This window comes from Promicromonospora iranensis (assembly GCF_028994805.1).
Taxonomy (GTDB): Bacteria; Actinomycetota; Actinomycetes; order Actinomycetales; family Cellulomonadaceae; genus Promicromonospora; species Promicromonospora iranensis.
In genome coordinates, this window is sequence record NZ_JAJQQP010000006.1 from 94,184 (window position 1) to 119,200 (window position 25,017).

Annotated in this window: 24 protein-coding genes and 1 pseudogene; 10 read left to right on the plus strand and 15 right to left on the minus strand. The window is 72.2% G+C overall.

What is annotated here, in order from left to right:
• Window positions 1–80: 80 nt before the first annotated feature.
• The 6 genes from LUM46_RS11435 to LUM46_RS11460 all read right to left on the minus strand — a co-directional run bounded on the left by LUM46_RS11435 (window position 81) and on the right by LUM46_RS11460 (window position 4,538).
• Entirely contained in the window at window positions 81–569 is a 489-nt protein-coding gene (locus LUM46_RS11435; RefSeq protein WP_274994039.1) for a GNAT family N-acetyltransferase, read from the minus strand.
• A gap of 19 nt (window positions 570–588) precedes the next feature.
• On the minus strand, window positions 589–1,071 hold the full coding sequence (locus LUM46_RS11440) for a GNAT family N-acetyltransferase (protein ID WP_274994040.1): 483 nt from the start codon (window positions 1,069–1,071) through the stop codon (window positions 589–591).
• Window positions 1,072–1,152: 81 nt separating this feature from the next.
• Window positions 1,153–1,548, minus strand: coding sequence for a nitroreductase family deazaflavin-dependent oxidoreductase (locus LUM46_RS11445; protein WP_274994041.1), 396 nt, complete (start codon window positions 1,546–1,548; stop codon window positions 1,153–1,155).
• Window positions 1,549–1,627: 79 nt separating this feature from the next.
• Window positions 1,628–2,437 (minus strand): ATP-binding cassette domain-containing protein, encoded by an 810-nt coding sequence (locus LUM46_RS11450; RefSeq protein ID WP_274994042.1) that lies wholly within the window; start codon window positions 2,435–2,437, stop codon window positions 1,628–1,630.
• 41 nt (window positions 2,438–2,478) lie between these two features.
• Entirely contained in the window at window positions 2,479–3,513 is a 1,035-nt protein-coding gene (locus LUM46_RS11455) for a putative F420-0 ABC transporter permease subunit (protein ID WP_274994380.1), read from the minus strand.
• 23 nt (window positions 3,514–3,536) lie between these two features.
• Window positions 3,537–4,538, minus strand: coding sequence for a putative F420-0 ABC transporter substrate-binding protein (locus tag LUM46_RS11460; protein ID WP_274994043.1), 1,002 nt, complete (start codon window positions 4,536–4,538; stop codon window positions 3,537–3,539).
• Window positions 4,539–4,869: 331 nt separating this feature from the next.
• Between LUM46_RS11460 and LUM46_RS11465 the strand changes: the two genes are divergently transcribed.
• The 3 genes from LUM46_RS11465 (at window position 4,870) to LUM46_RS11475 (ending at window position 7,756) form a co-directional block, all read left to right on the plus strand.
• Window positions 4,870–5,121 (plus strand): DUF6480 family protein, encoded by a 252-nt coding sequence (locus LUM46_RS11465; RefSeq protein ID WP_274994044.1) that lies wholly within the window; start codon window positions 4,870–4,872, stop codon window positions 5,119–5,121.
• A gap of 24 nt (window positions 5,122–5,145) precedes the next feature.
• Window positions 5,146–5,949, plus strand: a complete 804-nt coding sequence (locus LUM46_RS11470) for an SDR family oxidoreductase (protein ID WP_274994046.1) — start codon at window positions 5,146–5,148, stop codon at window positions 5,947–5,949.
• A 235-nt stretch (window positions 5,950–6,184) separates the two neighbouring features.
• Window positions 6,185–7,756: a molybdopterin-dependent oxidoreductase gene (locus LUM46_RS11475; protein ID WP_274994047.1), complete on the plus strand. Its 1,572-nt coding sequence runs from the start codon at window positions 6,185–6,187 to the stop codon at window positions 7,754–7,756.
• Between the two features lie 156 nt (window positions 7,757–7,912).
• Here the strand turns inward: LUM46_RS11475 and LUM46_RS26625 are convergent.
• Window positions 7,913–8,137 (minus strand): annotated as a pseudogene (locus LUM46_RS26625) (hypothetical protein); the annotation flags it as partial.
• Between LUM46_RS26625 and LUM46_RS11485 the strand changes: the two are divergent.
• Window positions 8,136–8,462, plus strand: coding sequence for a hypothetical protein (locus LUM46_RS11485; protein ID WP_274994048.1), 327 nt, complete (start codon window positions 8,136–8,138; stop codon window positions 8,460–8,462). The pseudogene LUM46_RS26625 and the gene LUM46_RS11485 overlap by 2 nt on opposite strands.
• Window positions 8,463–8,466: 4 nt before the next feature.
• Here the strand turns inward: LUM46_RS11485 and LUM46_RS11490 are convergent, their stop codons facing one another.
• The 4 genes from LUM46_RS11490 to LUM46_RS11505 all read right to left on the minus strand — a co-directional run bounded on the left by LUM46_RS11490 (window position 8,467) and on the right by LUM46_RS11505 (window position 11,232).
• Window positions 8,467–8,919, minus strand: a complete 453-nt coding sequence (locus LUM46_RS11490) for a MarR family winged helix-turn-helix transcriptional regulator (RefSeq protein WP_274994049.1) — start codon at window positions 8,917–8,919, stop codon at window positions 8,467–8,469.
• Between the two features lie 87 nt (window positions 8,920–9,006).
• Window positions 9,007–9,654, minus strand: a complete 648-nt coding sequence (locus tag LUM46_RS11495) for an FMN-dependent NADH-azoreductase (RefSeq protein WP_274994050.1) — start codon at window positions 9,652–9,654, stop codon at window positions 9,007–9,009.
• 190 nt (window positions 9,655–9,844) lie between these two features.
• Window positions 9,845–10,639 carry a hypothetical protein gene (locus LUM46_RS11500; RefSeq protein WP_274994051.1) on the minus strand — a complete coding sequence of 265 codons (795 nt, stop codon included), beginning with the start codon at window positions 10,637–10,639 and terminating at the stop codon, window positions 9,845–9,847.
• Entirely contained in the window at window positions 10,636–11,232 is a 597-nt protein-coding gene (locus LUM46_RS11505; protein WP_274994052.1) for a SigE family RNA polymerase sigma factor, read from the minus strand. Before LUM46_RS11505 ends, LUM46_RS11500 begins: the two co-directional genes overlap by 4 nt.
• A gap of 329 nt (window positions 11,233–11,561) precedes the next feature.
• Here LUM46_RS11505 and ileS point away from each other — a divergent pair, with 329 nt between their 5' ends.
• Window positions 11,562–14,894: an isoleucine--tRNA ligase gene (gene ileS, locus LUM46_RS11510; RefSeq protein WP_274994054.1), complete on the plus strand. Its 3,333-nt coding sequence runs from the start codon at window positions 11,562–11,564 to the stop codon at window positions 14,892–14,894.
• Between the two features lie 90 nt (window positions 14,895–14,984).
• Here ileS and LUM46_RS11515 read toward each other — a convergent pair whose 3' ends face one another.
• From LUM46_RS11515 to LUM46_RS11530, 4 genes are all read right to left on the minus strand, one after another.
• The gene (locus tag LUM46_RS11515) at window positions 14,985–16,244 is read right to left on the minus strand and encodes a chymotrypsin family serine protease (protein WP_274994055.1); all 1,260 of its coding nucleotides are present in this window, start codon (window positions 16,242–16,244) and stop codon (window positions 14,985–14,987) included.
• 51 nt (window positions 16,245–16,295) lie between these two features.
• Window positions 16,296–16,964 (minus strand): hypothetical protein, encoded by a 669-nt coding sequence (locus LUM46_RS11520; RefSeq protein WP_274994056.1) that lies wholly within the window; start codon window positions 16,962–16,964, stop codon window positions 16,296–16,298.
• Between the two features lie 120 nt (window positions 16,965–17,084).
• Window positions 17,085–18,350, minus strand: a complete 1,266-nt coding sequence (locus LUM46_RS11525) for a folylpolyglutamate synthase/dihydrofolate synthase family protein (RefSeq protein ID WP_274994058.1) — start codon at window positions 18,348–18,350, stop codon at window positions 17,085–17,087.
• 12 nt (window positions 18,351–18,362) lie between these two features.
• Complete coding sequence (locus LUM46_RS11530; RefSeq protein ID WP_274994059.1) at window positions 18,363–20,234, minus strand: hypothetical protein; 1,872 nt, start codon at window positions 20,232–20,234, stop codon at window positions 18,363–18,365.
• Window positions 20,235–20,318: 84 nt separating this feature from the next.
• Between LUM46_RS11530 and LUM46_RS11535 the strand changes: the two genes are divergently transcribed.
• The 5 genes from LUM46_RS11535 to LUM46_RS11555 all read left to right on the plus strand — a co-directional run bounded on the left by LUM46_RS11535 (window position 20,319) and on the right by LUM46_RS11555 (window position 25,015).
• Window positions 20,319–21,662, plus strand: a complete 1,344-nt coding sequence (locus LUM46_RS11535) for a bifunctional folylpolyglutamate synthase/dihydrofolate synthase (RefSeq protein WP_274994060.1) — start codon at window positions 20,319–20,321, stop codon at window positions 21,660–21,662.
• Between the two features lie 140 nt (window positions 21,663–21,802).
• Window positions 21,803–22,798: a dihydroxyacetone kinase subunit DhaK gene (gene dhaK, locus LUM46_RS11540; RefSeq protein ID WP_274994061.1), complete on the plus strand. Its 996-nt coding sequence runs from the start codon at window positions 21,803–21,805 to the stop codon at window positions 22,796–22,798.
• Window positions 22,799–22,831: 33 nt separating this feature from the next.
• Window positions 22,832–23,515, plus strand: coding sequence for a dihydroxyacetone kinase subunit DhaL (gene dhaL / locus LUM46_RS11545; RefSeq protein WP_274994063.1), 684 nt, complete (start codon window positions 22,832–22,834; stop codon window positions 23,513–23,515).
• Window positions 23,512–24,288, plus strand: a complete 777-nt coding sequence (locus tag LUM46_RS11550; protein WP_274994064.1) for an HPr family phosphocarrier protein — start codon at window positions 23,512–23,514, stop codon at window positions 24,286–24,288. Before dhaL ends, LUM46_RS11550 begins: the two co-directional genes overlap by 4 nt.
• A 58-nt stretch (window positions 24,289–24,346) precedes the next feature.
• Window positions 24,347–25,015: a TetR/AcrR family transcriptional regulator gene (locus LUM46_RS11555; protein ID WP_274994065.1), complete on the plus strand. Its 669-nt coding sequence runs from the start codon at window positions 24,347–24,349 to the stop codon at window positions 25,013–25,015.
• The last annotated feature ends 2 nt before the right edge of the window (window positions 25,016–25,017 follow it).

Genomic DNA, 25,017 nt, shown 5'->3' on the forward strand with positions numbered 1-25,017 from the left:
TCGGCAGGACGTCAGGTGATCGGTACCTCGGACTGCCGATCACCTGACGTACTGCCGACCACGAAGTCTTGCCGGGAGCGTCAGCGCACCAGGCGGACCTCGAGGATGCCGGTGTCCGGGTCCGTCGCCGTGACGCCGTCGGGCAGGAAGCCGGCGCGCTGGAAGAACTTGCGGGCACGCGGGTTGGAGGCGAACGTCCAGAGCTGGGCGGGCGTGCCGGGCGGGAGGATGTTCTCCAGCAGGGCGTGGCCGACGTTGGTGCCGTGGAAGTTCGGGTCGGCGTACAGCTCGTGCAGCTCGACGGCGCGGGCGGGCGGATGGCCCAGGTGGGGCCCGGACGGGTTCTTCATCGCGAACCCGACGATCTTGTCGCCGACCTCGGCGACGAGTGCCTTGTTGCCGGCGGCGAGGATGCGCATCCAGCCCTCGGTACGGGTGCCGAGCGTCTCGGTTTTCCAGTGCTCGGGCGGCAGGAGCTCGCCGAAGGCCGCGCGCCGGGTGGTCCAGTGCACCGCGGCGATGCCGACGGCGTCGTCCGGGGTCGAGGCGCGGATGTGGAAGTCAGACATGAGGGGAACCGTAACCCGACTACCTGACCATCCGTACCTCGGCGAGGTCGGCGGTGGTCGTGTCGACGATCCGCGTGCCCTCCATGACGAACCCGTTGCGCTCGTAGAAGCGGCGAGCGCGCGGGTTGTCCTCCGCGACCCACAGCTGAGCACCCGAACCGGGCGCCACGACGGCGTCGAGCAGCGCCTGTCCGATGCCGGTCCCGTGGTACGCCTCGAGGACGTACAGCAGGTACAGCTGCCGCCCGCGCACCGGCAGGACGTCGTCCTGCTCGACGGCGTCGCCGGACATCGCGATGCCGACCACCTCACCGCTCACCTCCGCGACGACCGGTGCGGCGCCGTTGGCCAGCCACCGCTCCCACGTCGTGGTGCGGCGCTCCAGCGTCGCAGTGGCCCAGAACTCGGGCGGGAGGATGTTCCCGTAGGTGGTGACCCAGGTCGTGTGGTGCACCCGGGCGACCGCGGCGGCGTCGGACAGCGTGGCTGTGCGCAAGTTCACGACGCGAAACATACTCCCGCGCGGGGCCGGTCGATGACACGCGACCGCCCCCGCGGGAGATTCGCGGGGAGCAGCGGGGGATCAGGCCGGGTGCAGCGTCCCGACCAGGCAGTCCTCGATACCGACGGCCGACAGCAGCATCGACGGCACCGAGGCGAGCCACCCCACCGCCTCGTACGCGGGCACGAGCCGTACGTCCTTGACCACGAACTCCTTGCCGCCACGCGTCAGCCGCACCGTTCCCGCGCTCATCGTGTTGCGGGCCCAGTCGGTGCCGGAGCCCCACGGCAGCGGCAGCACGGCGACGATCTCCTGCTCGGGCCGGGCCGCGAACGCGACCAGCGGCGTGCGGTACCCCGTGCCGGACCGGCGTCCCACGTGGTGCAGCACCACCCACGGCGGGACGCGCCCAGCGACGCGGAGCATCCACGGGTTGACGATTTTGCCTGCCTTGACGACGAGATCGGGAGCGGCCATGGCCCCCATCATGGTTCAGGGACGCGGATCCGTCAGCCCGGGACGCGACCCCGCGGGGTCCGGGTGCCCGGCCAGCACCTCAGCCCCGGTCGAACGAGAGCACCGGCCGCCCGGTCCGCGGGTGCGTGAGCACGTCGACCCGCACCCCGTATACCGGCTCCAGCACCGCCGGGACCAGCACCTCGCCGACCGGGCCCGCCGCGACGACCCGGCCGCCGTCCAGCAGGACCAGGTGGTCGCAGGTCGAGGCGGCGAGGTTCAGGTCGTGCAGCGCGGCGACCACGGTCACGCCGTCCGCCGCGAGGTCGCGCAGCACCCGCATGGCGTGCAGCTGGGCTGCGATGTCGAGGTGGTTGGTCGGCTCGTCGAGCAGGATCAGGCGCGGCCGCTGGGCCAGGGCACGGGCCATGTGCACCCGCTGGCGCTCGCCGCCCGACAGGGTGCCGACCTCACGGTCCGCCAGCTCCTGGGCGCCCGCGGCGGCGAGCGCCGTGTGGGCGGCGGCACGGTCGGCGTCCGAGTCGCCGGCCAGCAGGGAGCGGTGCGGGATGCGGCCCAGGAGCACCGCGTCCAGCACGGTCAGCGGCAGGTCCGTGCCGGCGTCCTGCTCCACGAGCGCGAGGACCCGCGCGCGCTCGCGGCGGGGCAGCGCGCGCAGGTCGGCGCCGTCGAACGTCGTCGTGGGACCCGGGCCGGACGCCGCCTGCCGCCCCGCCTGCTGCACCCCCGCCAGGACCCGCAGCAGCGTGGACTTGCCGGAGCCGTTCGGGCCGAGCAGCCCGGTGACGGCGCCGGCCGGGGCGAGCACGCCGACGTCGTCGAGGATCAGCTGCCCGTCGATGCCCCACGAGACCCGCTCGGCCGTCAGCCCACGCTGCGTGGTGGGCATCCGTCCGGTCGAGGGCGCCTGAGCGGGTGAGTATCCAGCACTCAACGGTGGTTTCCTCTCCAGAGCAGGAACGCGAAGACCGGGGCGCCGATCGCCGCCGTGACGATGCCGACCGGGAGCTCGCGCGGCTCGAAGACGGTGCGGGCCAGGGTGTCGGCCCACACCAGGAACGAGCCTCCGGCCAGCGCCGACAGCGGCAGCAGGAGCCGGTGGCGCGCCCCGGTGAACAGCCGCACCGCGTGCGGCAGGATCAGCCCGACGAAGCCGATGGACCCGCTCTGGGACACGAGCGCCCCGGTCAGCAGCGCGACGCCGATCAGCAGGATCCATCGCGCCCGGTTCACGGGCACCCCGAGCGCCGCGGCCGCCGTGTCGCCGAACGTGAACGCGTCCAGCACGGACCCGGTGAGCGCCAGCAGGGTGCCGAGGACGAGGACGGCGCCCCCGGCGACCGCCACCGACGTCCACGTCGCCGACGCGACCGAACCCATGAGCCACGAGAGCACCTCGCGGAACGCGTCGCCCTTGGCCGACCAGAAGATCACGAACGACACGGCGGCCGCGCAGAGCTGGCTGATCGCGAGTCCCGCCAGCACGGTGCGGGTGGGCGTGATCGTCCCGAGCGCGCCCGCCAGGGAGAGCGCGAGGGCGAGCGCGCCGACGGCGCCGACGAACGCCGCGACCGGCAGCAGCAGCGGGACGCCCGCGAGCAGCACGAGCACCGCACCGAGCGACGCGCCCGACGAGAGCCCCAGCAGGTACGGGTCCGCGAGCGGGTTGCGCGTGAGGGACTGCATGACGGCGCCGCACACCGCCAGGCCCGCGCCGACGGCGGCCGCCGTGAGGATCCGTGGCATGCGCAGCTGCCACACCATGCCGTCGCGCAGGGCGGACAGCGGCTCCAGGCCGAGCGCGCCGCCCACCCCGAGGTGCGTCGCCACCGACCGGCCGACCTCCGACAGGGTGAGGTCCGCCGGTCCGATGGTCACCGCCACTCCGATGCTGACCACGAGCACGAGGGCTGCGAGGGGGAGAGCGAGCCATGGTCTCGACGGGCTCGTCCCCCGGGTGGGCAGGCGCGACCTCCGGATGGCCGGGCTCACCGGTCGAGGTCCGCCAGCTGCTCCACCACCGAGGCGACGGCGTCGACGTTCCGGACGCCGGCCTCGGTGGCCGGGAACGGCACCACCACGTAGCGCCTCTCCTTGACCGCCGTCATCTCGCGGGTGGCGGGGTTGGACTCCAGCGTCTCGATCTTCGTGTCCGCGGGGTTCCACGCGGCGTCGACCAGCACCAGGACGTCCGGGTCGGCCTCGACGACGTTCTCCCAGCCGAGCGAGGTCCAGGTGTCGTGGACGTCGGCTGCGACGTTGGTCAGCCCGGCCGCCTCCATGATCATCTGCGGTGCGCCGATGCCGGCGCCGACGTACGGGGCGTCGTCACCGGAGGACCACCACAGCGCGGTGCGGCCACGGTCGTCGGGCTCGATCGCGTCGAGTGCCGCGCGCTGCTCGTCCACGAGCCGCGCCGCGGCATCCTCCGCGCCGAACAGGGAGCCCACTTCCGCGATCTCGTCGAACACCGTGTCGAAGGTGAGCGGGTCGGGCATGTACCCGTCTTCCTTGCAGGCGGCGGGGGAGACGTACGTGGCGACGCCGAGCCGGGCGAGGGTCTCGCGGTCGCCCGCGGTCTCCGCCGTCAGGTTGGACTCCCAGCCCGCGTAGACCAGGTCGGGCTCCAGCTCGAGCGTGGCCTCGGAGCCGGGCGCCTCGGCGGCGAAGGGCTCCTCGACAGCGGGCACGGTCTCCAGGGAGTCCGGCACCGGCCCGTCGAGGAACGCCGAGCCGACGATCCGGTCACCCAGGCCGAGCGCCAGCAGCATCTCCGTGGTCGACGACTTGATGGTCACGACACGCTCCGGCGGCGCCTCGACCTCGGTCTCGAACCCGCAGTTGTCGAGGCTGACGGGAAAGCTGCCCGGCGGCGTCGCGTCGTCGGTGGCGGTCTCGCCCGAGGCGGTGGGTGAGCACGCGGCGAGAGCGAGCGCCGCGACGGCGGGCAGGGCGAACGCACGAGCAGGACGGACGCGGTGGGGGTGCACGCGAGGGCTCCAGGGGTCGACGAACAGCCCACGGCCAGGACGGCCACGGGGTGAGCAGCGACGCGCCATCTCGCGTCCAGGCGGGAAGCGGCTCACAGTGAGAGCCGCATCAGCGGGCCAGAGCAGGCCCGCGACCCGCCGTCACGATACACCGGCGGTCCCGCGCGACTCCTGCGGTTTTCGCTCTCGGCGTCGCCGCCGGTCCTGCCGTCGCGGCCGCGGTCCGCGCCACCCGACGTCGGCGAGAGACGCCCGGCGCGCGACTGGCCACCGGCGTGCCTACGGTGGAGGCGACCCCAGGCCAGGCAGAGACAGGGCAGGGAGATCCACGATGACGAACGACCCCGAGGACCAGGCGGCGTACAACCCGGACCCCGAGCCGGACGGTCGCACGATGCCCCTCAGCGGCGACCTCCAGCCGGGTGAGACCCCACCCGAGTCCTCCCAGGTGAGCGCGCCGCAGGGCCACGAGGAGCACGGCCCGCCGCGCTGGGTGCCGTGGGCGTGGATCGTCGCGATCCTGGTCGTGACGGGGCTGGTCGTCGCACTCTTCGGGGGCTATGCGGCCGGCCTGCTCCGCTGACGGGGGAAGCACTACAGTGCGGCCATGAGCGACAGCACCGCCCCCGGAACCAGCCCCGAGACCACGCCGAACCGCCACGCCCTGGTGACCGGGGCGTCGTCGGGCATCGGTGCCGCGACCGTGCGCCGGCTGCGCGCCGACGGCTGGGCCGTGCTGGCCGCCGCCCGTCGAGCCGACCGCCTCGAGGCGCTCGCCGCGGAGACCGGCTGCGAGGTCTACGCCATCGACCTCACCGATGACGACGCCGTGGGCGCCCTCGCGGCCCACCTCACCGAGACCGGCGGGCTCGACGCCGTCGTGAACAACGCGGGCGGCGCGCTCGGCCTGGACCGCGTGGAGGACGCCGACATCGACGGCTGGCGTCGCATGTACGAGATCAACGTGCTCGGCACGCTGCGGGTCACCAAGGCGGTGCTGCCCCTGCTGCGCGCGGCGGGCGCGGCGAAGGGCGTCGCCGACGTCGTGAACGTGACCTCGACCGCCGCGCAGGGCGCCTACGAGGGCGGCGCCGGCTACACCGGTGCCAAGCACGCCGAGCACATGCTGTCCCAGACGCTGCGCTGGGAGATCGCCGGTGAGCCCGTGCGGGTCATCGAGGTCGCCCCGGGCGCCGTGGCCACCGAGGAGTTCTCCCTGGTCCGGTTCGGCGGCGACGCCGAGAAGGCCGCCGCCGTCTACGAGGGCTACACCCCCCTGGTCGCCGCGGACATCGCCGACACCATCGCCTGGACCCTGTCCCGGCCCGACCACGTCAACATCGACCTGGTGACCATCCGACCGCGCGCGCAGGCGCACAACTCGAAGATCGTGCGCGGCACGGGAGTCTGAGTTCGGTCCTTTGGTGGCTCCGTCTGATGACTTCGGTCGGTTGGTATGAGATCGGTCAATCAACCGACCGATCTCATACCAACCGACCGAAGTCGCGTACGGGGTGGGTGCGACTGACCGAAGTGGCGTGCGCGGTGGGCGCAACCGACCGAATTCGCCGCTCATGTCCTTACAGGCTCATGACGGTGCACGTCCGGACCCCGGCCAACTCGCCTCCGCGTGCCAGGCTGGGCGTATGACCCAGGCAACCGAGAGTCCCACGACACCGCGGGCCGGCCGCTCCCCGCGCGACACCTGGTGGGCCGCCCTGGCCGGCGTCCTCGCTGGTGCGGCAGGGCTGGCCGTCGCGGAGCTCGTCGCGGCACTCGTCGCACCCGGCGCGAGCACCCTGTTCGTGGGCGGCGCCGCCGTCGTCGACGCCGTGCCGCCGTGGCTCAAGGACTTCGCCGTGGAGGCGTTCGGCACCAACGACAAGGCGGTCCTGCTCGGGTCGATGGGCGTGGTGCTGGCGCTCGGCGCGGCGCTCGCGGGCTGGCTGGAGCTGCGGCGCCCGCCGTGGGGCGCGCTGCTGATCGGCGCGGTCGGCGTCGTCGGGGCGATGGTCGCCGTGCTGCGCCCGGGCGCGACGCCGCTGTGGGCGCTGCCCAGCATCGTCGGGATCGGGGGCGCGGTGCTCCTGCTGCGGTCGGCGGTCGCGAGGCTGCGGCCGGCCACGGACCTGCGGGCCGAGGCGGGCACCGCGGTCGACCGGCGTGGCTTCCTCGTGGTCAGCGGGATCGCCGCCGGTGTGGCGGTGCTCGCCCTGGCGGGCTCGCGGGTCGTGTCGGCAGGCTCGGCCGCCGTGAACGTCGTGCGCGAGAAGATCCGCCTGCCCGCCGCGCGTGAGACGGCGCCGCCGGTCCCGGCGGGCGCCGACCTGGAGCTCGACGGCCTGGCGCCGTACGTCACGCCGAATCCCGACTTCTACCGCATCGACACGGCGCTCCGGGTACCGCAGCTGGACCCGGCGGAGTGGTCGCTGGAGGTGCACGGCATGGTGGACGAGCCGTTCACGATCACCTGGGACGAACTGCTCGCGCTACCGCTCGAGGAGCACCACGTGACGCTCGCGTGCGTCAGCAACGCCGTGGGCGGTGACCTCGTCGGCAACGCGCTCTGGCTCGGCTACCCGATCCGGGCGCTGCTGGAGCGGGCCAAGCCGCAGGCGGGTGCGGACATGGTGCTGTCCCGCAGTGACGACGGGTTCACCGCCGGGACGCCGCTGGACGTGCTGCAGGACCCGGACCGGGCCAACCTGCTCGCGATCGGCATGAACGGGGAGCCGCTCCCGGTGGACCACGGCTTCCCCGCGCGGCTCGTGGTGCCGGGCCTGTACGGGTACGTGTCGGCCACGAAGTGGGTCACCTCGCTCAAGGTCACCACCTTCGACGCCGACCAGGGCTACTGGACCCCGCGCGGCTGGTCGGCGCTGGGCCCGATCAAGGTGCAGTCCCGGATCGACGTGCCGCGCGGGTCGGTGGCGGCCGGTGCGGTGACGGTGGCCGGCGTGGCATGGGCCCAGCACACGGGCATCGGCAAGGTGGAGGTCCGGGCCGATGACGGTGACTGGGTCACCGCCGAGCTCGCCGAGACCACGGGCTCCGACACGTGGCGTCAGTGGCGGGTGTCACTCGACCTGGACGCCGGCGACCACACCCTCGCGGTCCGTGCCACCGACGCCGACGGCCTGGTCCAGACCGACGCCGAGGCGCCGCCGGCCCCGGACGGCGCGACGGGCTGGCACACGGTCGACGTGTCGGTGGGCTGACGTCGGCGTCCTGTAACCGGGCCACGGGCAGCGAGCGCACCTCCGCACGCACGTCGGTGACGCCGTCGCCGAGCAGGGCGCGCACGTGCGCCTCGTCGCCCCACCGGGCCGTGTGACCCGGAGCAGCTCGTCGTCGGCGGTCTCGTGGAACGGGGCGAACATGACCCCGACGCAGGACAGCACGCGGTCGAACGACGAGTCGTCGTAGGGCAGGGCGTGGGCGTCGGCCTCGGCCCACGGGCGACCCGGACCACCTCGTGCTGCGTCTGTACCGGGTGAGGTTCTCGTTCTGTACTGGTGCGGGGTCCAGGCCGGGCGTTGACTGGGACGTGCGGGGACCGGCGAGGCCGACCTGGACCCGCACCTCCTGATGTGGGACATGCGGCGGACGGTGCCCGTCGATGCCTGGCCGCGCGAGCGCACCGTCGTCGCCTTCCGGCTCGACGGCGTCCCCGCGCCCGTCGCCCACTGGTGGCTGGTGGTCCGCGACGGCGAGGTGGACATCTGCGACTACGACCCCGGGTTCGAGGCGACGGTGACGGTGTCGGCGGCGCTGCGCACCCTGGTCCGGGTGTGGCGTGGTGACCTGTCGTGGCAGGTGGCGCTGCGCGGCGAGGCGGTGAGCCTGGACGGGCCCGCCGACGCGCGCCGGGAGCTGCCGCGGTGGCTGGGGCAGTCGGCGCTGGGGGCTGTGCAACGGCCGTAACGGGTCAGCAGTACGGTTCGGAGCCGGACGACGTGCTGATCACGAGCAGGTCGTGGAGCTGGCGGCGCTGCTCGGGAGAGAGCGCCTCGAAGACCTCGTCCTCGATGGCGGAGAGCGCCGTCTCCGCCTCGCAGAGCAGGCGGAAGCCTTCCTCCGTGAGGGAGACGACGTGCCGGCGCCGGTCCTCCGGTGAGCGCCGCCGCTGGGCCAGGCCCTTGGTCTCCAGCTCGTTGAGCAGCCCGACGATGTTGGTGCTGTCGAGCACGAGCGCCGTGGCGAGGTCGCGCTGCGTCACGTCGCCGCGGTCACGGAGCACCGTGAGCGCCACCAGGTGCCGGGAGCGCAGGCCGAGCGGGGTCAGCGCGGACTCGGAACGTCTGCGCAGGTGGCGGGCGAGATAGTCGATGAGCGCACCCGAGCGGCGTACCGACTGGTCCAGCACCCCCGGCTCATCCACGGCAGCTCCTTCGTCGTCCCGACCCCGCGCGACCACTCTACGGGAGCGCGGGGTCGAGACGCGCGGACCTACGCCGTCAGCAGCGCCTCAGGCACGGGCCACGGCGGGCACCCAGAGCTCGTCGATCGCGGCCTCGGCCTGGCGGCGGCTCTCCTCGTGGAGCGGCACCAGCTCGGCCATCCCCGGGGTCACGGGTGCGAGCGTCAGCTCGGTCGTGATGAAGCGCGGCTCGATCCCGACCAGCGACAGCCCGTGCGGGAGCCATGCCGACGCGTGGTCCCAGCCGTGCCGCGGGGTGCCCTCACCGTAACCGCCACCGCGGGAGACGACGACGATGAAGTCGCGCCCGCCCAGCAGGCCCTGTCGTGTCTCGGGGTCGACGGCGAGGCCCGGCGCGATCAGATGGTCCAGCCAGGCCTTCACGGTGCTCGGGGCGCCGTAGTTGTAGATGGGCAGCCCGAACAGGACGGTGTCGGCCGCGGCGATCTCACCGACCAGCGTCTTGATGAGAGACCAGGACCTGGCCTGGGCCGGGGTGTGCTGGTCCGACGGGAGGCCGCGGCTGAGGTTGGCCGTGTTGTCGAAGTGCGGCACCGGGTCGGCCCCGAGGTCGCGGTACGTGACCGTTCCGCCGGGGTGTGCCGCGCGCCAGGCATCGGCGGCGCGAGCGGTCAGCCGCCTGCTCACGGAGCTGTCGCCCTGGATGCTCGCGTCGATGTGCAGCAGTGTTGCCATGGTCGGGTCCTCCTGGAGATTCCTCGGGTATGTCGAAGTGGACTCCTCCATCAATCATTTGTGGGTCACAAAGTATTTCCCCAGCGCATGTGATCTGGGTCACGGTCCGGCCACCGCGATGCGACCGACGACCATGCGCTGCTGCCAGGTTGGCTCCCGTCCTGGCAGCAGGCGCGTGGTCATCCGCTGCTCACTCCAGGGACAGCGTCGCCAGGAAGTCCTCGACCAGCTCGGAGTTCTTCTCCGGCAGGGTCATCGTGATCATGTACCTGCCCGCGCCGTCGGCCCGGTGGACGAGAATCCTGACGAAGTCGCCGTGCACATCGGACCCGGCAGGGGCGCCCGCGATCTCGCGCAGCTCCGGCGTTCCCTCCTCGACGGACGCCAGGCTGGACCCGGGCAGCTCGAACGACGTGGCGCCGTCGGCCGGGAAGCTGGTCAGACCGCCGGCCTTGGTGTCGTAGAACTCGTAGTCCGGGGTGAGGTAGGCGACCCGGATGTACGGCGGCACGTCCTCGCCCTTGTTGAACCAGAAGTCGGCGAGGATGCCGGGCTCCTGCTCCACCCGCTCGCCGTTGCGCGTGATGTCCGGCGGGAAGGCGTACGTGAGGCCCTCCAGCTCGTGCACGTGCCATCCGGCGGGCACCTCCGGCGCCGCACCGGACGGGCCCGCCGATGCCTCCGCCGACGCCGAGACGTCCGCCGATGCCGATGCCGTCGCCGACGGCGCCCCGCCCGGGAGCAGCACGCCCGGCGTCGCCGGGACGCCGAGGGCAAAGGCTGTGCCGGCGACGGCGGCTACCGTCATGACGCCGCCGCCGGTGGCGAGGACCGCGCGGCGGGTCCGGGTGCGCCGGATCGCTACCCGGGACATGACGTGCGGGTTCGCGGAGGTCGGCGGCTCGATGCCGGAGCTGAGCTCGCGCACGTGCGCCACCCAGGCCTCGTCGACGGGCTCGATCGTGGAGCGGTCGTTCCTGGTCATGCTTCCTGTCCTTCCGAGAGCAGCTCGCGCAGGCGGGCGAGGCCGCGTGCGCCTTGGGACTTCACGGTTCCGACGCTGACGCCGAGCTCCTCGGCGACCTCGGCCTCGGACCGGTCGAGCAGGTGGCGCAGCACGACCACGCGGCGCTGACCGGGGCCGAGCCGGCGCAGCGCCCGTACCAGGCGTTCCCGCTCGGCGACCTGGGCTCCGTCGTCAGGACCGGGGGAGCGGCTCGCCTCGTGTGCGACGACGACGTCCTCGGGTGTCTGCAGGACCTCTCGGCGGGTGCGCCGCCAGCCGTCGATCCGCGCGGTGGCGAGGACCCGCCGGGCGTACGCGAAGGGGTTGCCGTCCTTGATGCGGGACCAGTGCCGGTAGGTTCGCTCGAGCGCGATCTGGGTGAGGTCGTGGGCACGGTGGTCGTCGCCGCACAGCAGGTAGGCGATGCGGTGCAGGGCGGCCGTGCTCTCGACGGCGAAGAGCCGGAACTGCTCCTCCGCGGAGGCCCCGGTGCGGACCACCGAGAACTCGGGCGCGCCGGCGTCGACCGCCGTGCCGGACGGCGGGCCGGTCGCTTGGCTGATTGCGTTCATGACCACAGGACGCACGCCGGGGGCGATGAGGTTGCACGCCGGACTTTTCCGGTTGCCGCCGCCCGGTACGATTGCTCCACAGGCATCGACCCGGCCATCACCGGTGAGCCTCCGGAAGAACAGGTCATCCCACCGCCCTCGGGCCGCGGGAACCCCCAGTAGAACCGGACGGGTAGGCCCGTCACAGCCGTCAACGAGCGGCCGCACGCGGGAGCGAGCGGCAAGCGGGGTGGTACCGCGGCGCACCCAGGTGCGGCGTCCTCGCAGCAGAAGCACCACCGATGTCCACCTGCTGCCGAACCGCTGAACCGCCAGGAGCCAGAAGAATCATGGCCTATCCGCTGCACCGTCCGAGCGACGCCACCACCCCCGTGCCCGCATCGCCCAGCCTGCCCGACCTCGAGCGCGACGTCCTCGAGTACTGGGAGAAGGACGACACCTTCCGCGCGTCCGTCGAGGCCCGACCGGCCGGCGAGAACGGCAGCAACGAGTTCGTCTTCTACGACGGCCCGCCGTTCGCGAACGGCCTGCCGCACTACGGCCACCTGCTGACCGGGTACGCCAAGGACGTCGTACCGCGCTACCGGACCATGAAGGGGCAGCGGGTCGAGCGCCGCTTCGGCTGGGACACGCACGGCCTGCCCGCGGAGCTGGAAGCGATGAGCCAGCTCGGGATCAAGACCAAGGACGAGATCGTCGAGCTCGGCATCGACAAGTTCAACCAGGCCTGCCGTTCCAGCGTGCTCAAGTACACCGACGAGTGGCGCACGTACGTGACGCGCCAGGCCCGCTGGGTGGACTTCGACAACGACTACAAGACCCTGAACCCGACGTTCATGGAGTCGGTGCTCTGGGCCTTCAAGTCGCTGTTCGACAAGGGCCTCATCTACGAGGGCTTCCGCGTGCTGCCCTACTGCTGGAACGACCAGACGCCGCTGAGCAACCACGAGCTGCGGATGGACGACGACGTCTACCAGCAGCGGCAGGACCCGGCGGTGACCGTCGGGTTCGCGGTGACGGAGGCCCCGGCGGGCTCGTCCACCGGGGACGACGCGGTCCGCGTCGGCGACCACCTGCTCATCTGGACCACCACGCCGTGGACCCTGCCGTCCAACCTGCTCGTCATGGTGGGCCCGGACGTCGACTACGCGATCGTCGAGTCGTCCTTCACCGGCACCCCCCAGCGGTACGTGCTCGCGGAGGCCCGCGTGGACTCCTACGCGCGGGAGCTGACGGACGAGGGCGCCGAGGCGCCGAACGTCGTCGGACGGCTCAAGGGCAGCGACCTCCTGGGTGCCGCCTACGCCCCGCCGTTCTCGTACTTCGCGGGCCACGAGGGTGCGCACCGCGTGGTCGAGGCCGACTTCGTCACCACCACCGACGGTACCGGCCTGGTGCACAACGCCGGCGCCTTCGGTGAGGAGGACAAGCAGGTCAGCGACCGCGAGGGCGTCGAGCCGGTCATCCCCGTGGGCGCCGACGGGCGGTTCACGTTCCCCGTCGAGGAGTACGCCGGGCTGCAGGTGTTCGACGCGAACGCCTCGATCATCGACCACCTCAAGGCCCGCACGCGGGGTGTGGACGGCGCCGAGGCGGGACGGACGTCGTCGGGCACCGTGCTGCTGCGGCGCGAGCAGTACGCGCACTCCTACCCGCACTGCTGGCGCTGCCGGCAGCCGCTCATCTACATGGGCGTGTCCTCGTGGTTCGTCGAGGTCTCGAAGTTCAAGGACCGCATGGTCGAGCTGAACGAGCAGATCACCTGGGTGCCCGACCACATCAAGCAGGGCCAGTTCGGCAAGTGGCTGGAGAACGCGCGCGACTGGTCGATCACCCGGAACCGCTTCTGGGGCTCGCCCGTGCCGGTCTGGAAGTCCGACAACCCGGCCTACCCCCGCATCGACGTCTACGGGTCGTTCGCTGAGATCGAGCGCGACTTCGGGCGGCTGCCGCAGGACCAGGACGGCAACCCCGACCTGCACCGCCCGTTCATCGACGACCTGACCCGGCCCAACCCGGACGACCCGTCGGGGCAGTCCACCATGCGCCGCGTCGAGGACGTCCTGGACGTCTGGTTCGACTCGGGCTCGATGCCGTACGCCCAGGTGCACTACCCGTTCGAGAACGCCGACTGGTTCGAGCACCACTACCCGGGCGACTTCATCGTCGAGTACATCGGGCAGACGCGCGGCTGGTTCTACACGCTGCACGTGCTGGCCACCGCCCTGTTCGACCGACCGTCCTTCCAGACGGCGCTGTCGCACGGCATCGTGCTGGGCTCCGACGGCCGCAAGATGTCGAAGTCGCTGAAGAACTACCCGGACGTGAACGAGGTCTTCGACCGCGACGGGTCCGACGCGATGCGCTGGTTCCTCATGGCCTCGCCGATCCTGCGCGGCGGCAACCTCGTGGTCACCGAGGAGGGCATCCGCGACGCGGTGCGCCAGGTGCTGCTGCCGTTGTGGAGCACGTACTACTTCTTCACCCTGTACGCCAACGCCGCAGACGACGGCGCCGGCTACTCCGCGCAGCCCCTGACCGCGGAGCGGGTCGCCGGGCTGCCCGTCATGGACCGGTACCTGCTCGCGCGCACGCGGAAGCTGGTCGGGGACGTGACCGAGCAGCTCGACACGTACGACATCGCGGGTGCCTGCGACTCCGTCCGGCAGTACCTCGACGCCCTGACCAACTGGTACGTGCGCACGCAGCGTGACCGGTTCTGGGCGGAGGACGCCGACGCGTTCGACACCCTGTCGTCGGCGCTCGAGGTGCTGTGCCGCGTGATGGCGCCGCTGGCGCCGCTGCTCACCGAGGAGGTCTGGCGCGGTCTGACCGGTGGGCGCTCCGTGCACCTGGCGGACTGGCCGTCGCTGGGCACCTCGGGGGACGTGGGGGAGACGTTCGTGGCCGACGACGCCCTCGTGGCAGCCGTCGAGTCCGCGCGGGCCGTGGTGTCGCAGACGCTTGCGCTGCGCAAGGCGAACAAGCTGCGCGTGCGGCAGCCGCTGCGCTCCCTGGTCGTGGCCGTGGCGGACCCGGACGGCGTCGCGCCGTTCACCGGGCTGCTGGAGACGGAGCTGAACGTCAAGGAGGTGCGGCTCGTCGCGTTCTCCCCGGAGGTCGCCACCGAGTACGGCATCTCCGAGCGCCTCGCGGTCAACGCCCGGGCCGCCGGCCCGCGCCTCGGACGCGGTGTGCAGGCGGTGATCAAGGCCGCCAAGTCCGGCGCCTGGTCCAAGACCGACGCCGGGGCCGTGGTCGTCGCGACGGACGGCGGCGACGTCGAGCTGCTCGAGACCGAGTACGAGCTGACGACGGTGGTCGCTCCCCGGGAAGCTCAGGACCCGTCCTCCGCGGGCGCCGAGCCCGCGGAGACCGCTGCGGCGGTCCTGACCGGTGGCGGCTTCGTCGTGCTCGACCTCGCGCTCGACGACGCGCTGCGCGCCGAGGGCTACGCCCGCGATGTCGTCCGCGACGTGCAGGACGCCCGCAAGGCCGCCGGCCTGCAGGTCGCCGACCGCATCGCGCTCGAGCTCACGGTGCCGGCCGAGTGGGTCGCCGCCGTCGAGGAGCACCGCGAGCTGGTGACGCGCGAGACACTGGCGACGTCGCTCGCCGTGACGGCAGGGGCCGAGCGGACGGTGTCGGTGACGAAGGCCTGAGCCTTCGCCGGTCCGTCGGCCGAGCTCCTCGGTCCGTCGGTCGAGCGTGTCGGGACCTGGTCCCGGCACGCTCGGCCGACGCCCCGCGGGTCAGCTGTAGAGGCGCGCGTCCCAGGCGTCGAGGATGTCCACCATCGGGATGCCGTACACGTACGAGAAGCACTGCGTGGGCACCGACGTCCGGCCGCAGCTGCGGCGGTTCGAGCCGCCATCGATCATGCCGCGCGCGTAGGCCCGCCCGCCGACGAGCCCGTAGATCGGTCCGCCGCTGTCCCCGCCCCCGACCACGACGCCCCCGTCGTCGCGGCTCGCCCGGAACCCGTGGCAGGTGCGGTCGCCGCAGCTCCACGCCACGTTGGTGGCCCGGATCCGCGCACCACAGTGCTCGCCCGTGACGGCTCCGGAGGTGCAGACCACCTGCCCGACGGCGGGCCGCTGCACCCCGGCGACCCGGAACCGGTAGCGCGAGTCGGCGGGCCTCGCGTTCCACGGACCGCCGAACACCGCGCCGGTCGTCCGCGGGGCGTCGAACGGCGCGATGGCCTGGGCATCGAGGGCGAGCGAGCGGTGCGTGACCTTGCCCAGCCGCTCGCCTGCGCCGTCGCGGACGATCGACCCGACGCGGCGGTTGCAGTGCGCGGCGCTGATGATCCGGTGCTGCCCCGCGGCGTTGATGATCGAGAAGCCCGTGGTGCAGTAGTCGGTCCCGTCCCGTGAGGCCATGGCCCCGCCGGCGTTCCACGGGGCGTCGTCGTTGCGCCGCGTGGCGGCGGTGGGCTGCACCTCGGCGTCGACGACCTCCACCCGGACAGGGACCCCGGCGGCCTGCTCCAGCCTGGCGGCCAGGCCGGTCGTCCGGGCGGCGGCGGAGTCGTGGCTGACCTCGGCGACGAGGCCGGTGTGGTCCTCCGCAGGGAGTGCGGCGATCACGGCGCCGGAACCGTGCAGCGCGCGCTGGCTGTCCATCAGCCTCGTGCTCGCCGCACGCAGGTCGGCCTCGCTGAGCGCGGCCCGCTCGACGTCGACGGTCACGCCGTCGGGTACCCGTGTCGCCAGGGCGCCGACAGCGGGCGGTGCCTCGCCCTTCCAGGAGACGGTCACCTTCCCGGCGGCGTAGTCGACGGCGACGCCGGCAAAGCCCGGGACGAGCGCGAGCTCGGTGGCAGCGCCGGCCGCATGATCCACGGCGGACTGGACCGCTGTGTGGATTTCCGTGGACATCTGCTCGGGATTGTTCGCCAGGGGCGGGCTGACGGCGGTGGTGCCTGCCGTTGCCGGCACGGCGAGCGCGGCAGTCAAAGCCATCGTTCCGATGAGCATCGCGCGCTTGACCGTGCTGTTTCGCCACATGCCGCGGTTTCCCCCTGGTGGACCGGAGCACCGCCGGCCGACGATGCGGTGTCATCGTTCTTCACCGGGTGAAATGCCGCAACACGTCCCGTGATGTGCGGGGACTGCAACGGGTTCTGCCAGAAAGGCTGCTGCTTGCACAACGTCAAGGCGCCCGTATCGTGGAGAACGCGATGGGCAATAGCCCTGAGAAGTGAGCCCGGGAGCCTGCCCGATTAGGCGGGTGGCCCGGGCTTCGCGCTGTCTAGCGTCGGTCGGGCGACTGTGGCTGTGCATCGACCTGTCGCGGTGCTCGTAGCGCACGGAGGTCTTGCTCAGCTCCTCGAACAGCCAGCGGCGGTCGCTGCGTTCGACCGTCTGGTCGCGTTCCAGGACGATCAGTGAAGCTTCACGGTGCAACGCCTGCTGGGCGAGAGCACGGATCGATGCCTCACGAGGTCGCTTCTTCGGGTGGGTGCGGTTCGTGATGATCACAGCATTCGTGCCGTGAGCCGTCAGGGTTTCGATCACGGCGGCCCGCTGGGAGTTGTTCGCCTTGTGAAAGTGAATGCTCCGGCTGCCACGCGCCCGCAACTGAAGCAGCGCGGCGCGGAGCTTGTGGACGTCTCGGGGCGGCACGAAAACCACGGCGAGGACATATCCGCGTGCCTTGGTCTCATCGACATAGACGTTGCAGCCCAGCGGGATCTTGGTTGCGTCAGTCTGCCCGGCCTCTGCCACGGTTCGTGTCCTTGCAGGAGTGAAATGACGAGAAGGCGAGCCCCGCACCAGGGGTCTCGCCTTCTCGTAGGTCTTTCCACGATCCTACCGAGGTCCAGAGGAGTTGTCGCGACGGGCCGATCAGGGGAGCGGCGGCACGAACGCTGTCTCGGTGTCGGCGCCCAGCATGTCAAGAGCGAGGCCGACGTAGGACTGTGTCCCGACCATGAGGCATCCCCCCTGCGCCTCGCGAGCTGAGTCGATACCCAGAGCGACAGCGGTCCGTGCGTCCGACACCGTGCCGTGCAGGGCTTCCGCCCTGGTGAACGTCAGGTAGTCGTCCGCGCCCGCGGGGATCACGTGCTCGAAGCCGTGCAGCTCGGCGAAGCACGCCTCGACGTCCTTGGTGTCCGGGAAGCTGGCCGACACGGTGTCCAGGCGACCATGCCACTTCAGGTACTCGGCCACGGTAGCCGCGACACCGTCGGGCGAGATGGCCCCGTCGACCATCACCGGGACTCCTTGATGCAGGTGCCGGCTCAACCTGCCCGGCACACGGACGCTCGCCAGCGCCGCGGCGACCCGGTCGGCCTGCGCCGGCCAGTGGAGCAATGAAGCCAGCGCCAGGCCCGCCGCCTCACCGGCCATGGCGTTCAGCCGCGTGATCGGCGAGAGGCCGGTCGGCGCCGATGTCGGCGTACCCGGGGTCACCGTCACCAGGTCCGCTCCGAACGTCGTTGCCGTCTCCTCGACGATCGCCATCACCTCGGCGTCCTGCTCCACGGTCACGATCGTCCGCGTCCGCGGTCCGACGACGCCGAGCAGGTCGCGCGCCACGTCGTTGAGCGTTGGTCCGAGCTGTTCGCCGTGCTCGTAGAACACCTTTGTCACCGCGACGACGTTCGGCTCGAACAGGCTCACCTCGTCGGACCGTCCGCCAAGCCCTTCTTCCAGCACGAGTACGTCGGCGCCCCGGCTCGTGGCCCAGGCGGCACCGGCGATCGTGAACGAACCGGTGGGCGACAGGTACCCGTGATCAGTTTGAGGGACCGCTGCGCGAGCGCGTGCCAGGGAGCCCGCGACCTGCTCGTACTCGCCGTGCGTGACGGCCCGTCCGTCGAACCTCATCCGTTCCCGGTTGGTACGCAGCCCGGGCGAGGTCACCAGGCCGACGTGCGCCGGTCGGCCATCCCCGATGAGAGCGGCCGACAGGGTCGCGGCAGCGTGCACCGCCGTCGTGCCCTTGCCCTTGGAACCCACGATGGCAAGCACGGGTGGTGTGCCGTCCCATGTGCCGAGGGCTTCACCCACGGCCCGTGCACGTGCGAGGGAACGGCGTGTGCCGGGCTGTCTGTCGTTCCACTCCTCGAAGAAGGCTGCGTCTCCGGGAAGGTGCTGGGCGGTCACGCGCCTACCTTCTCACCGCTCGACGGTCTCCGGACCCGGAGCTCCTGTCGCGCCGGGCATCTGCTCCACCCAGCTCTTGTCGACCCGTGCTCGGCTCCGGGGTTGCGGGATACGGAGGCGGGCGAGCGCGAACACGGACATCAGGGCAGTGCCGAGCCCGAGGGCGGGCCAGTGCGGATCGGGCAGCGCGGCTCCGGCGAGCACCAGGCTCGCCAGCGGGACGACCAGCGAGTTGAGATTCTGCACGAGCACCGGCCGCATGCGTCGCCGCACCGTGACGACGGTGGCCACAGGTGCGCCGAGCTGGTCACGAAGTCGGGTCGACAAACGGACCGTGACGTGGGGGGAGATCCCCTCGGGCAGGTCAGGCCACAGCCGGTTGACCCGCTGCACCTTCTTCATGGACGGGGTCGGTGATCCGGCGATCGGAGGATCGTGGTCCGCGACGGCGAGCGCGACCACCTCACGGCCGCCCCACCGGACGAGGACCTGCTGACCGGACTGGACGCCGATGCGGTCGAACACGGCGGTGTGGAGAGTGACGATCGAGGCGCCGTCGTCGCCCGCGTGCGCCTGGACCACGCGCGCAGAGAACTCGGGGGCACGAAAGAGGGCGCGCCACAGGCGCTCCATGGTGCGGTCGACGGCCTCGCTCGCCCGCACTGCCCGGCGTGACGGCAAGGTGTGCTCGACCACTTCAGGTGGGGCCGCGACGAGAGCCACGTGCGAGTTGTCCGTCGCGCCGTCGGAGGCCGTCAGGAGACGCAGCTGGTAGGCGAGCCGCACGGCACCCCGACGGACGTGGTCGCGGGGTACGGCACGCACCCATGCGGTGACGCCGCCCTGCACCAGGAGATACGAACCAGGGCGGACGTCCGCGGGGTTGACCTGTACCTCGTCCGCACTCGGCATGTCGTCGACCAGCGCTGAAAGAGTCCGTAGCGCCGTGATCGGGGGCACCCGCAGGCCGACCGAGGGCGCGTCACCCACGGCAGCCCGCAGCCGACGGCTCACGCCGACCTGGCCGAGGGAGAGCTCGCGGGCCGGCCCGGGAATCCCGTCAGCTGCCGCGCTCCATGCCCATGCCACAGTCGTTCGATCACCCGCGCCGACCGTGACCGGGACGGGCCCGTCCGTCCCGGGCAGCATGTCGGGGTGCACGACGGCCGTCGGCAACCCCGAAGCGATCGTGACGGGCACTGTCGTCATGCCGGACGGCGTGGTCAGCTCTGGCTGCTCGATCGCGGTCGCCAGGGCCGTGACGAGGCGAACGAGTTCCGGGGCGGTACCTGTCGGCAGTCGCAGGTGTGCCCCGATCTCGACCTGCACCGCGGCCGTACCGAGCGACTGGGCGAAAGACGTCACGGTCGTCGCGCGCATGGCGTCGAAGACCTCGTTGGTCGTCACCAGCAGGCCACTGGCGTCCAGCGCGGTCCTCACACCGGACGGAACCGGTCCTGTGCCGGTACCGAGGTCGATGTCAGACTCCGGACGGCTCCGCATGCCGTGCAGGTCGATCACGACTGCTGGTCGCAGCTCGGCCAGACGCGCCTTGAGCGGGTGTTCCTCGTCGTAGTTCGCGTCGCCGGGCGTGCTCAACGCGACGAGCGCGGTGCAACCCGTGAGCTGGGCGAGCAGGATCGCGAGCCCGCCCGTCCCACGGTCCGCGACTTTCGTGCCGCCGGCGCGCTCGTGGTTGGTGGCATGCCCCGCGGTGACGACGACGTTCGGGCGGCCGGAGCCGGTGATCTCGAGCAGCCCTGGTGTCGGCTCCGACACACTCCCGGCGATCGACGAGGGCAGGCTCGGCTCCCCGCCGTCGTACCCGTCCTGGCTGAAGATCTGCTCGAAGCCCAGCCACCGGGCCGTGAGATCGTCCGACACGGTCGACGCCTCCTGCTCGTCCGACACCTGCTGAGCCCCCGCACGAGATCGGCAACGTTGATCCGGGAACCCTATCCTCGTCACGTGGACGAAGCCTTTGAAGCAGTACGCCGCGAGATCGCGGCACGAGCCCCCGAATTCGACATCGACCCCACCATGGCCCGCGTCGAGCGCGTCCTGGACCTGCTGGGCGACCCGCACCGCGCCTACCGGACCGTCCATGTCACCGGGACCAACGGCAAGTCCTCCACCGCGCGCATGGTCGAGCGCCTCGTGCGGGAGCACGGCCTGCGCACCGGCCGGTTCACCTCCCCGCACCTGACCAGCGTCACCGAGCGCATCGCCATCGACGGCGAACCCCTCACCCAGGAGCGGTTCGTCGAGGTGTTCGAGGACGTCGCGCCCTACATCGGCGTCGCGGACCGCGAGTCCCAGGAGAACGGCGGGCCGCCCCTCAGCTTCTTCGAGGTGCTCACCGTCATGGCGTTCGCCGCCTTCGCGGACGCGCCCGTCGACGTCGCGATCATCGAGGTCGGCATGGGCGGCAGGTGGGACTCCACCAACGTGGTCGACGGCGAGGTCGCCGTCATCACCCCCATCGCGATGGACCACGAGCGCTGGCTCGGCTCCACCCTCGACGAGATCGCCACCGAGAAGGCGGGGATCATCAAGGACGGCGCCGTCGCCGTGGTCGCGGACCAGCGCGACGCCGCCTTCGAGCCCATCCTCGCGCGCACCCAGAGCGTGGGCGCCCACCTGATCCGGGAGGGCGTGGACCTCGAGGTGGTGGACCGGCGGGTCGCCGTCGGCGGACAGCTCGTCGACCTGCGCACGCCCGCCGGCGTCTACACCGAGATCTTCCTGCCCCTGCACGGCGCCCACCAGGCGCACAACGCGCTGCTGGCGCTCGCGGCCACCGAGGCGCTGATGAGCGGCGGGCGCGCGCTCGGCGCCGAGATCGTCGAGGCGGCGTTCGGCGACGTCGACGCGCCGGGCCGGCTCGAGGTCGTGCGCACGAGCCCCACCGTGGTGGTCGACGTCGCGCACAACCCGGCCGGCGCGGAAGCCCTGGTGGAGGCGCTCGAGGAGTCGTTCAACCTGGAGCACATCGTGGCCGTCGTGGCCGTCATGGCGGACAAGGACGCCGAAGGGCTCCTCTCCGTCCTGGAGCCGACGGTCGCGGAGATCGTGGTGACCAGGAACTCCTCGGAGCGGTCGGCCAACCCGGAAGACCTCGCGGTGGTCGCCCGCGAGGTGTTCGGGGAGGAGCGCGTGCACCTGGCGGGACGCCTCGACGAGGCGCTCCAGCTCGCGGCCGACCTCGTCGAGGCCAACGACAAGCACGGCGGCGGCGTCGGGACCGGCGTTCTGGTCACCGGGTCCGTCGTCACGGTCGCGGACACCCGCATCCTGGTCGGCCGCGGCTGACCGCCGTCCCGGGCGACCCGGCACAACCACGGAGGGCGGCGCTGTACGCGCGACAGCGTTCTGGTGTTACATGAACCTCAGGGACTCGTGTGCGGGCCCGGCGCCGGCGCCGGGTCGAACAGCCCCGCGAGGAGGTCGTTGTGAAGAAGCTGTTGAACGATCCAGCCGATGCCGTCGCCGACTCCTTGGCCGGCTTTGCGCTCGCCCACGCCGACCTGGTCCGGCTCAGTCCGGCGCCCGTGTTCGTCGTCCGCGCGGGTGGTGCGGTGACCGGCAAGGTGGGCCTGGTCAGCGGTGGCGGTTCGGGGCACGAACCGCTGCACGCCGGGTTCGTGGGTGACGGCATGCTCGACGCCGCGGTCCCGGGCGCCGTGTTCACCTCCCCGACGCCGGACCAGATCCTGCCCGCGGTCCAGGCGGCCGACGGCGGCGCCGGTGTCCTGACGATCGTCAAGAACTACACGGGCGACGTGCTCAACTTCGAGAGCGCGGTGGAGCTCGCGGTGGAGGAGGGCATCGAGGTCGCCTCGGTGCTCGTGAACGACGACGTCGCCGTCGAGGACTCGCTCTACACCGCCGGCCGGCGCGGGGTGGCCGGGACGGTCGCCGTCGAGAAGATCGCGGGAGCCGCCGCCGACCGGGGTGCCGACCTCGCCGGGGTCACCGCCGTCGCCGAGCGGGTCATCGCGAACGTGCGGTCGATGGGCGTGGCACTGGCGGCGCCGAGAGTGCCGCACGTGGGCCGCCCGAGCTTCGATCTGGCCGACGACGAGATCGAGGTGGGGATAGGGATCCACGGCGAGCCCGGCCGCCGCCGGGTCCCCGCCGCCGACGCCGACGCGGTCACGGAGATGCTGCTCACGCCCGTCGCGGACGACCTGGCTCTGGCCCGTGGCGAGCGAGTGTTGCTGTTCGTCAACGGTATGGGCGGGACACCGCTGTCCGAGCTCTACGTGGTCTATGGTCGAGCGCGGCGCCTTCTCGAGGAGCGCGGCGTGACGGTCTCTCGTTCGCTGGTGGGCAACTACGTGACGTCCCTCGAGATGCAGGGGGCATCGGTCACCGTCCTCCGTCTGGACGACGAGCTGGAAGCCCTCTGGGATGCGCCTGTGAACACTGCAGCTCTCCGGTGGTAGCTCGCCGGCGATGAGACGAGAAGGGTTCCGGACATGGCGTTGGACGCGGACTGGGCGGAGCGATGGGTACGCCGCACGGCGGACGCGATCGCGGACGCGAAGGACGAGCTCACCGAGCTCGACCGGCAGATCGGCGACGGCGACCACGGCGAGAACCTGGACCGCGGTTTCAAGGCGGTGGTGGCACGGCTCGACGACGCGGCGGCCGAGCCGGAGCCGGCGGGTGAGCGCACCGTCGGGGACGTCCTGAAGCTCGTCGCCACCACGCTGATGTCCACGGTGGGTGGTGCGTCCGGCCCTCTGTACGGCACGGCCTACCTGCGGGCGGCCAAGGTGTCCGGTCGGCCGCAGATCGACCCGCCCGCGGTCGTGGCCGTGCTCGAGGCAGCGCTCGAGGGTGTGGCCTCGCGCGGCAAGGCGACGGTGGGGGAGAAGACGATGGTCGACGCGTGGCACGCGGCAGTCGAGGCGGCCGAGGCCGCCGCGGGTGACGGCGGTTCCGAGGTGGACGTCCTGCGGGCGGCTGCAGCGGCCGCCGACACGGCGGCGACGGCCACCATCCCGCTGGTCGCGACCAAGGGTCGCGCCTCGTATCTCGGTGAACGCAGCGCCGGGCACGAGGACCCGGGTGCGCGGTCCACCGCGCTGGTGCTGGGTGCGGCGATGGCCGCGGCCTTGTCAGGACCGACGCCGGCCGACCCCCGCAGCGCGGCATGACGGCGCGCGTCGCCCTGGTCCTCGTCTCGCACTCCGCCGAGCTGGCCCGCGGCACCGCGGAGCTCGCCGAGCAGATGGCGCCCGACGTCCTGATCCGCGGTGTGGGCGGTGGCCCCGACGGTGGTCTCGGCACCTCGCTCGACGCGGTCCAGAAGGTCCTCGGGGAGGTGCTGACCACGCTGGCCGACGACCCGTCCGTGGGCGTGGGCGACCTCGGCGCGGGCGACGGCGGTACCGACGACGGCGGTGTCGTGGTGCTCGGGGACCTCGGGTCGTCGGTGCTCACCGTCGAGGCGGTGCTGGAGCTCGACGAGTCCCTGGCCGAGCACGTGGTGCTGGCGCGAGCGCCGTTCGTCGAGGGTGCCGTCGCCGCGGCGGTCACCGCGCACGGTGGCGCGGACCTGGCCACCGTGCTGGAGTCGGCGAACGCGTCGGTCCGGATGTTCGCCGCGATCGAGGCGGCGCAGTCGCCCGAGGCGAGCGGGACGACGTCGGGCGGTGAGCCGGACGGCGGGAGCGGGAGCTCGCGGACCGTGACGGTGCGCAACCCGCTGGGCCTGCACGCGCGGCCGGCGGCGCTGGTCTCGCGCAAGGTGGCCGAGCTGGGCGCCGCGGTGACCATCGACGGCGTCGACGCCTCGAGCGTGCTGCAGCTCATGGCCCTCGGGGCCACGCAGGGGCGGGAGCTCCGTGTGGAGGCGACGGGGGAGCGCGCGGCCGAGGCGGTGGCCACGGTGGTGGAGATGATCGACGCCGGCTTCGGCGAGGTGTGAGCGCCGTCTCATCTTATTGCAGTAGATGAAATTTTGCGTGGGGTGCAAGAATTGAGGCATGGTCCCCACCCCCTCGCGCGCCACGGCTGCGCCCGCTGACGCCGACCCCGCCGCGGGGTCGCCCGCGGAGGAGGGCCTGCGCGAGCGGAAGAAGCGTGCCCGGCGTGCTGCCCTGATCGACGCGGCGCAGATGCTCGTCGCGGAGCACGGCCTGGACGCCGTGACCGTCGAGATGATCAGCGCCGAGGCGGGCGTCTCGGCCCGCACCTTCTTCAACTACTTCGAGTCCAAGGACGACGCGGTGCTCGGCGCGGAGGACTCCGGCCTGCCCGAGGACGTCGTCGAGGCGTTCGTCGCCGGCGGCCCCACCGGCCGGCTGCTGCCCGACCTGGAGGCCCTGGTCGCCTCCCTGCTCAGGCCGCACGCGGAGGCCCACGACCGGGTGGTGCGGGCCATGGACCTCATGCAGCAGGAGCCGCGCCTGCTCCAGCGCCACGTGCTCTGGATGGACCGGCACAAGAACCGGCTCGTCGAGCTCTTCGAGGCCCGTCGGGCCAGCGCGCCCTTCAGCACGGACAACGAGCTGCTCACGATGCTCGTCCTGCTCCTGATCCGCACGGCGCTCGTCGCCTGGGAGCACGCCGGCTACACCGGCGACCCGGCCGACCACCTGCCCGCCGCCGTCGCGCAGCTGGTCGACGTCGTCACGCACGACCTCGACTCCTGACC

Bases quoted from the DNA above. Each gene is read 5' to 3' on its own strand.
- LUM46_RS11450 (WP_274994042.1), bottom strand. From the start codon at position 2,437: ATGCCCACCACGCAGCGTGGGCTGACGGCCGAGCGGGTCTCGTGGGGC.
- ileS (WP_274994054.1), top strand. From the start codon at position 11,562: ATGGCCTATCCGCTGCACCGTCCGAGCGACGCCACCACCCCCGTGCCC.
- LUM46_RS11485 (WP_274994048.1), top strand. From the start codon at position 8,136: ATGCGGCGGACGGTGCCCGTCGATGCCTGGCCGCGCGAGCGCACCGTC.
- LUM46_RS11500 (WP_274994051.1), bottom strand. From the start codon at position 10,639: ATGACCAGGAACGACCGCTCCACGATCGAGCCCGTCGACGAGGCCTGG.
- LUM46_RS11475 (WP_274994047.1), top strand. From the start codon at position 6,185: ATGACCCAGGCAACCGAGAGTCCCACGACACCGCGGGCCGGCCGCTCC.
- LUM46_RS11555 (WP_274994065.1), top strand. From the start codon at position 24,347: ATGGTCCCCACCCCCTCGCGCGCCACGGCTGCGCCCGCTGACGCCGAC.
- dhaL (WP_274994063.1), top strand. From the start codon at position 22,832: ATGGCGTTGGACGCGGACTGGGCGGAGCGATGGGTACGCCGCACGGCG.
- LUM46_RS11505 (WP_274994052.1), bottom strand. From the start codon at position 11,232: ATGAACGCAATCAGCCAAGCGACCGGCCCGCCGTCCGGCACGGCGGTC.
- LUM46_RS11445 (WP_274994041.1), bottom strand. From the start codon at position 1,548: ATGGCCGCTCCCGATCTCGTCGTCAAGGCAGGCAAAATCGTCAACCCG.
- LUM46_RS11550 (WP_274994064.1), top strand. From the start codon at position 23,512: ATGACGGCGCGCGTCGCCCTGGTCCTCGTCTCGCACTCCGCCGAGCTG.
- LUM46_RS11435 (WP_274994039.1), bottom strand. From the start codon at position 569: ATGTCTGACTTCCACATCCGCGCCTCGACCCCGGACGACGCCGTCGGC.
- LUM46_RS11470 (WP_274994046.1), top strand. From the start codon at position 5,146: ATGAGCGACAGCACCGCCCCCGGAACCAGCCCCGAGACCACGCCGAAC.
- LUM46_RS11495 (WP_274994050.1), bottom strand. From the start codon at position 9,654: ATGGCAACACTGCTGCACATCGACGCGAGCATCCAGGGCGACAGCTCC.
- LUM46_RS11515 (WP_274994055.1), bottom strand. From the start codon at position 16,244: ATGTGGCGAAACAGCACGGTCAAGCGCGCGATGCTCATCGGAACGATG.
- LUM46_RS11465 (WP_274994044.1), top strand. From the start codon at position 4,870: ATGACGAACGACCCCGAGGACCAGGCGGCGTACAACCCGGACCCCGAG.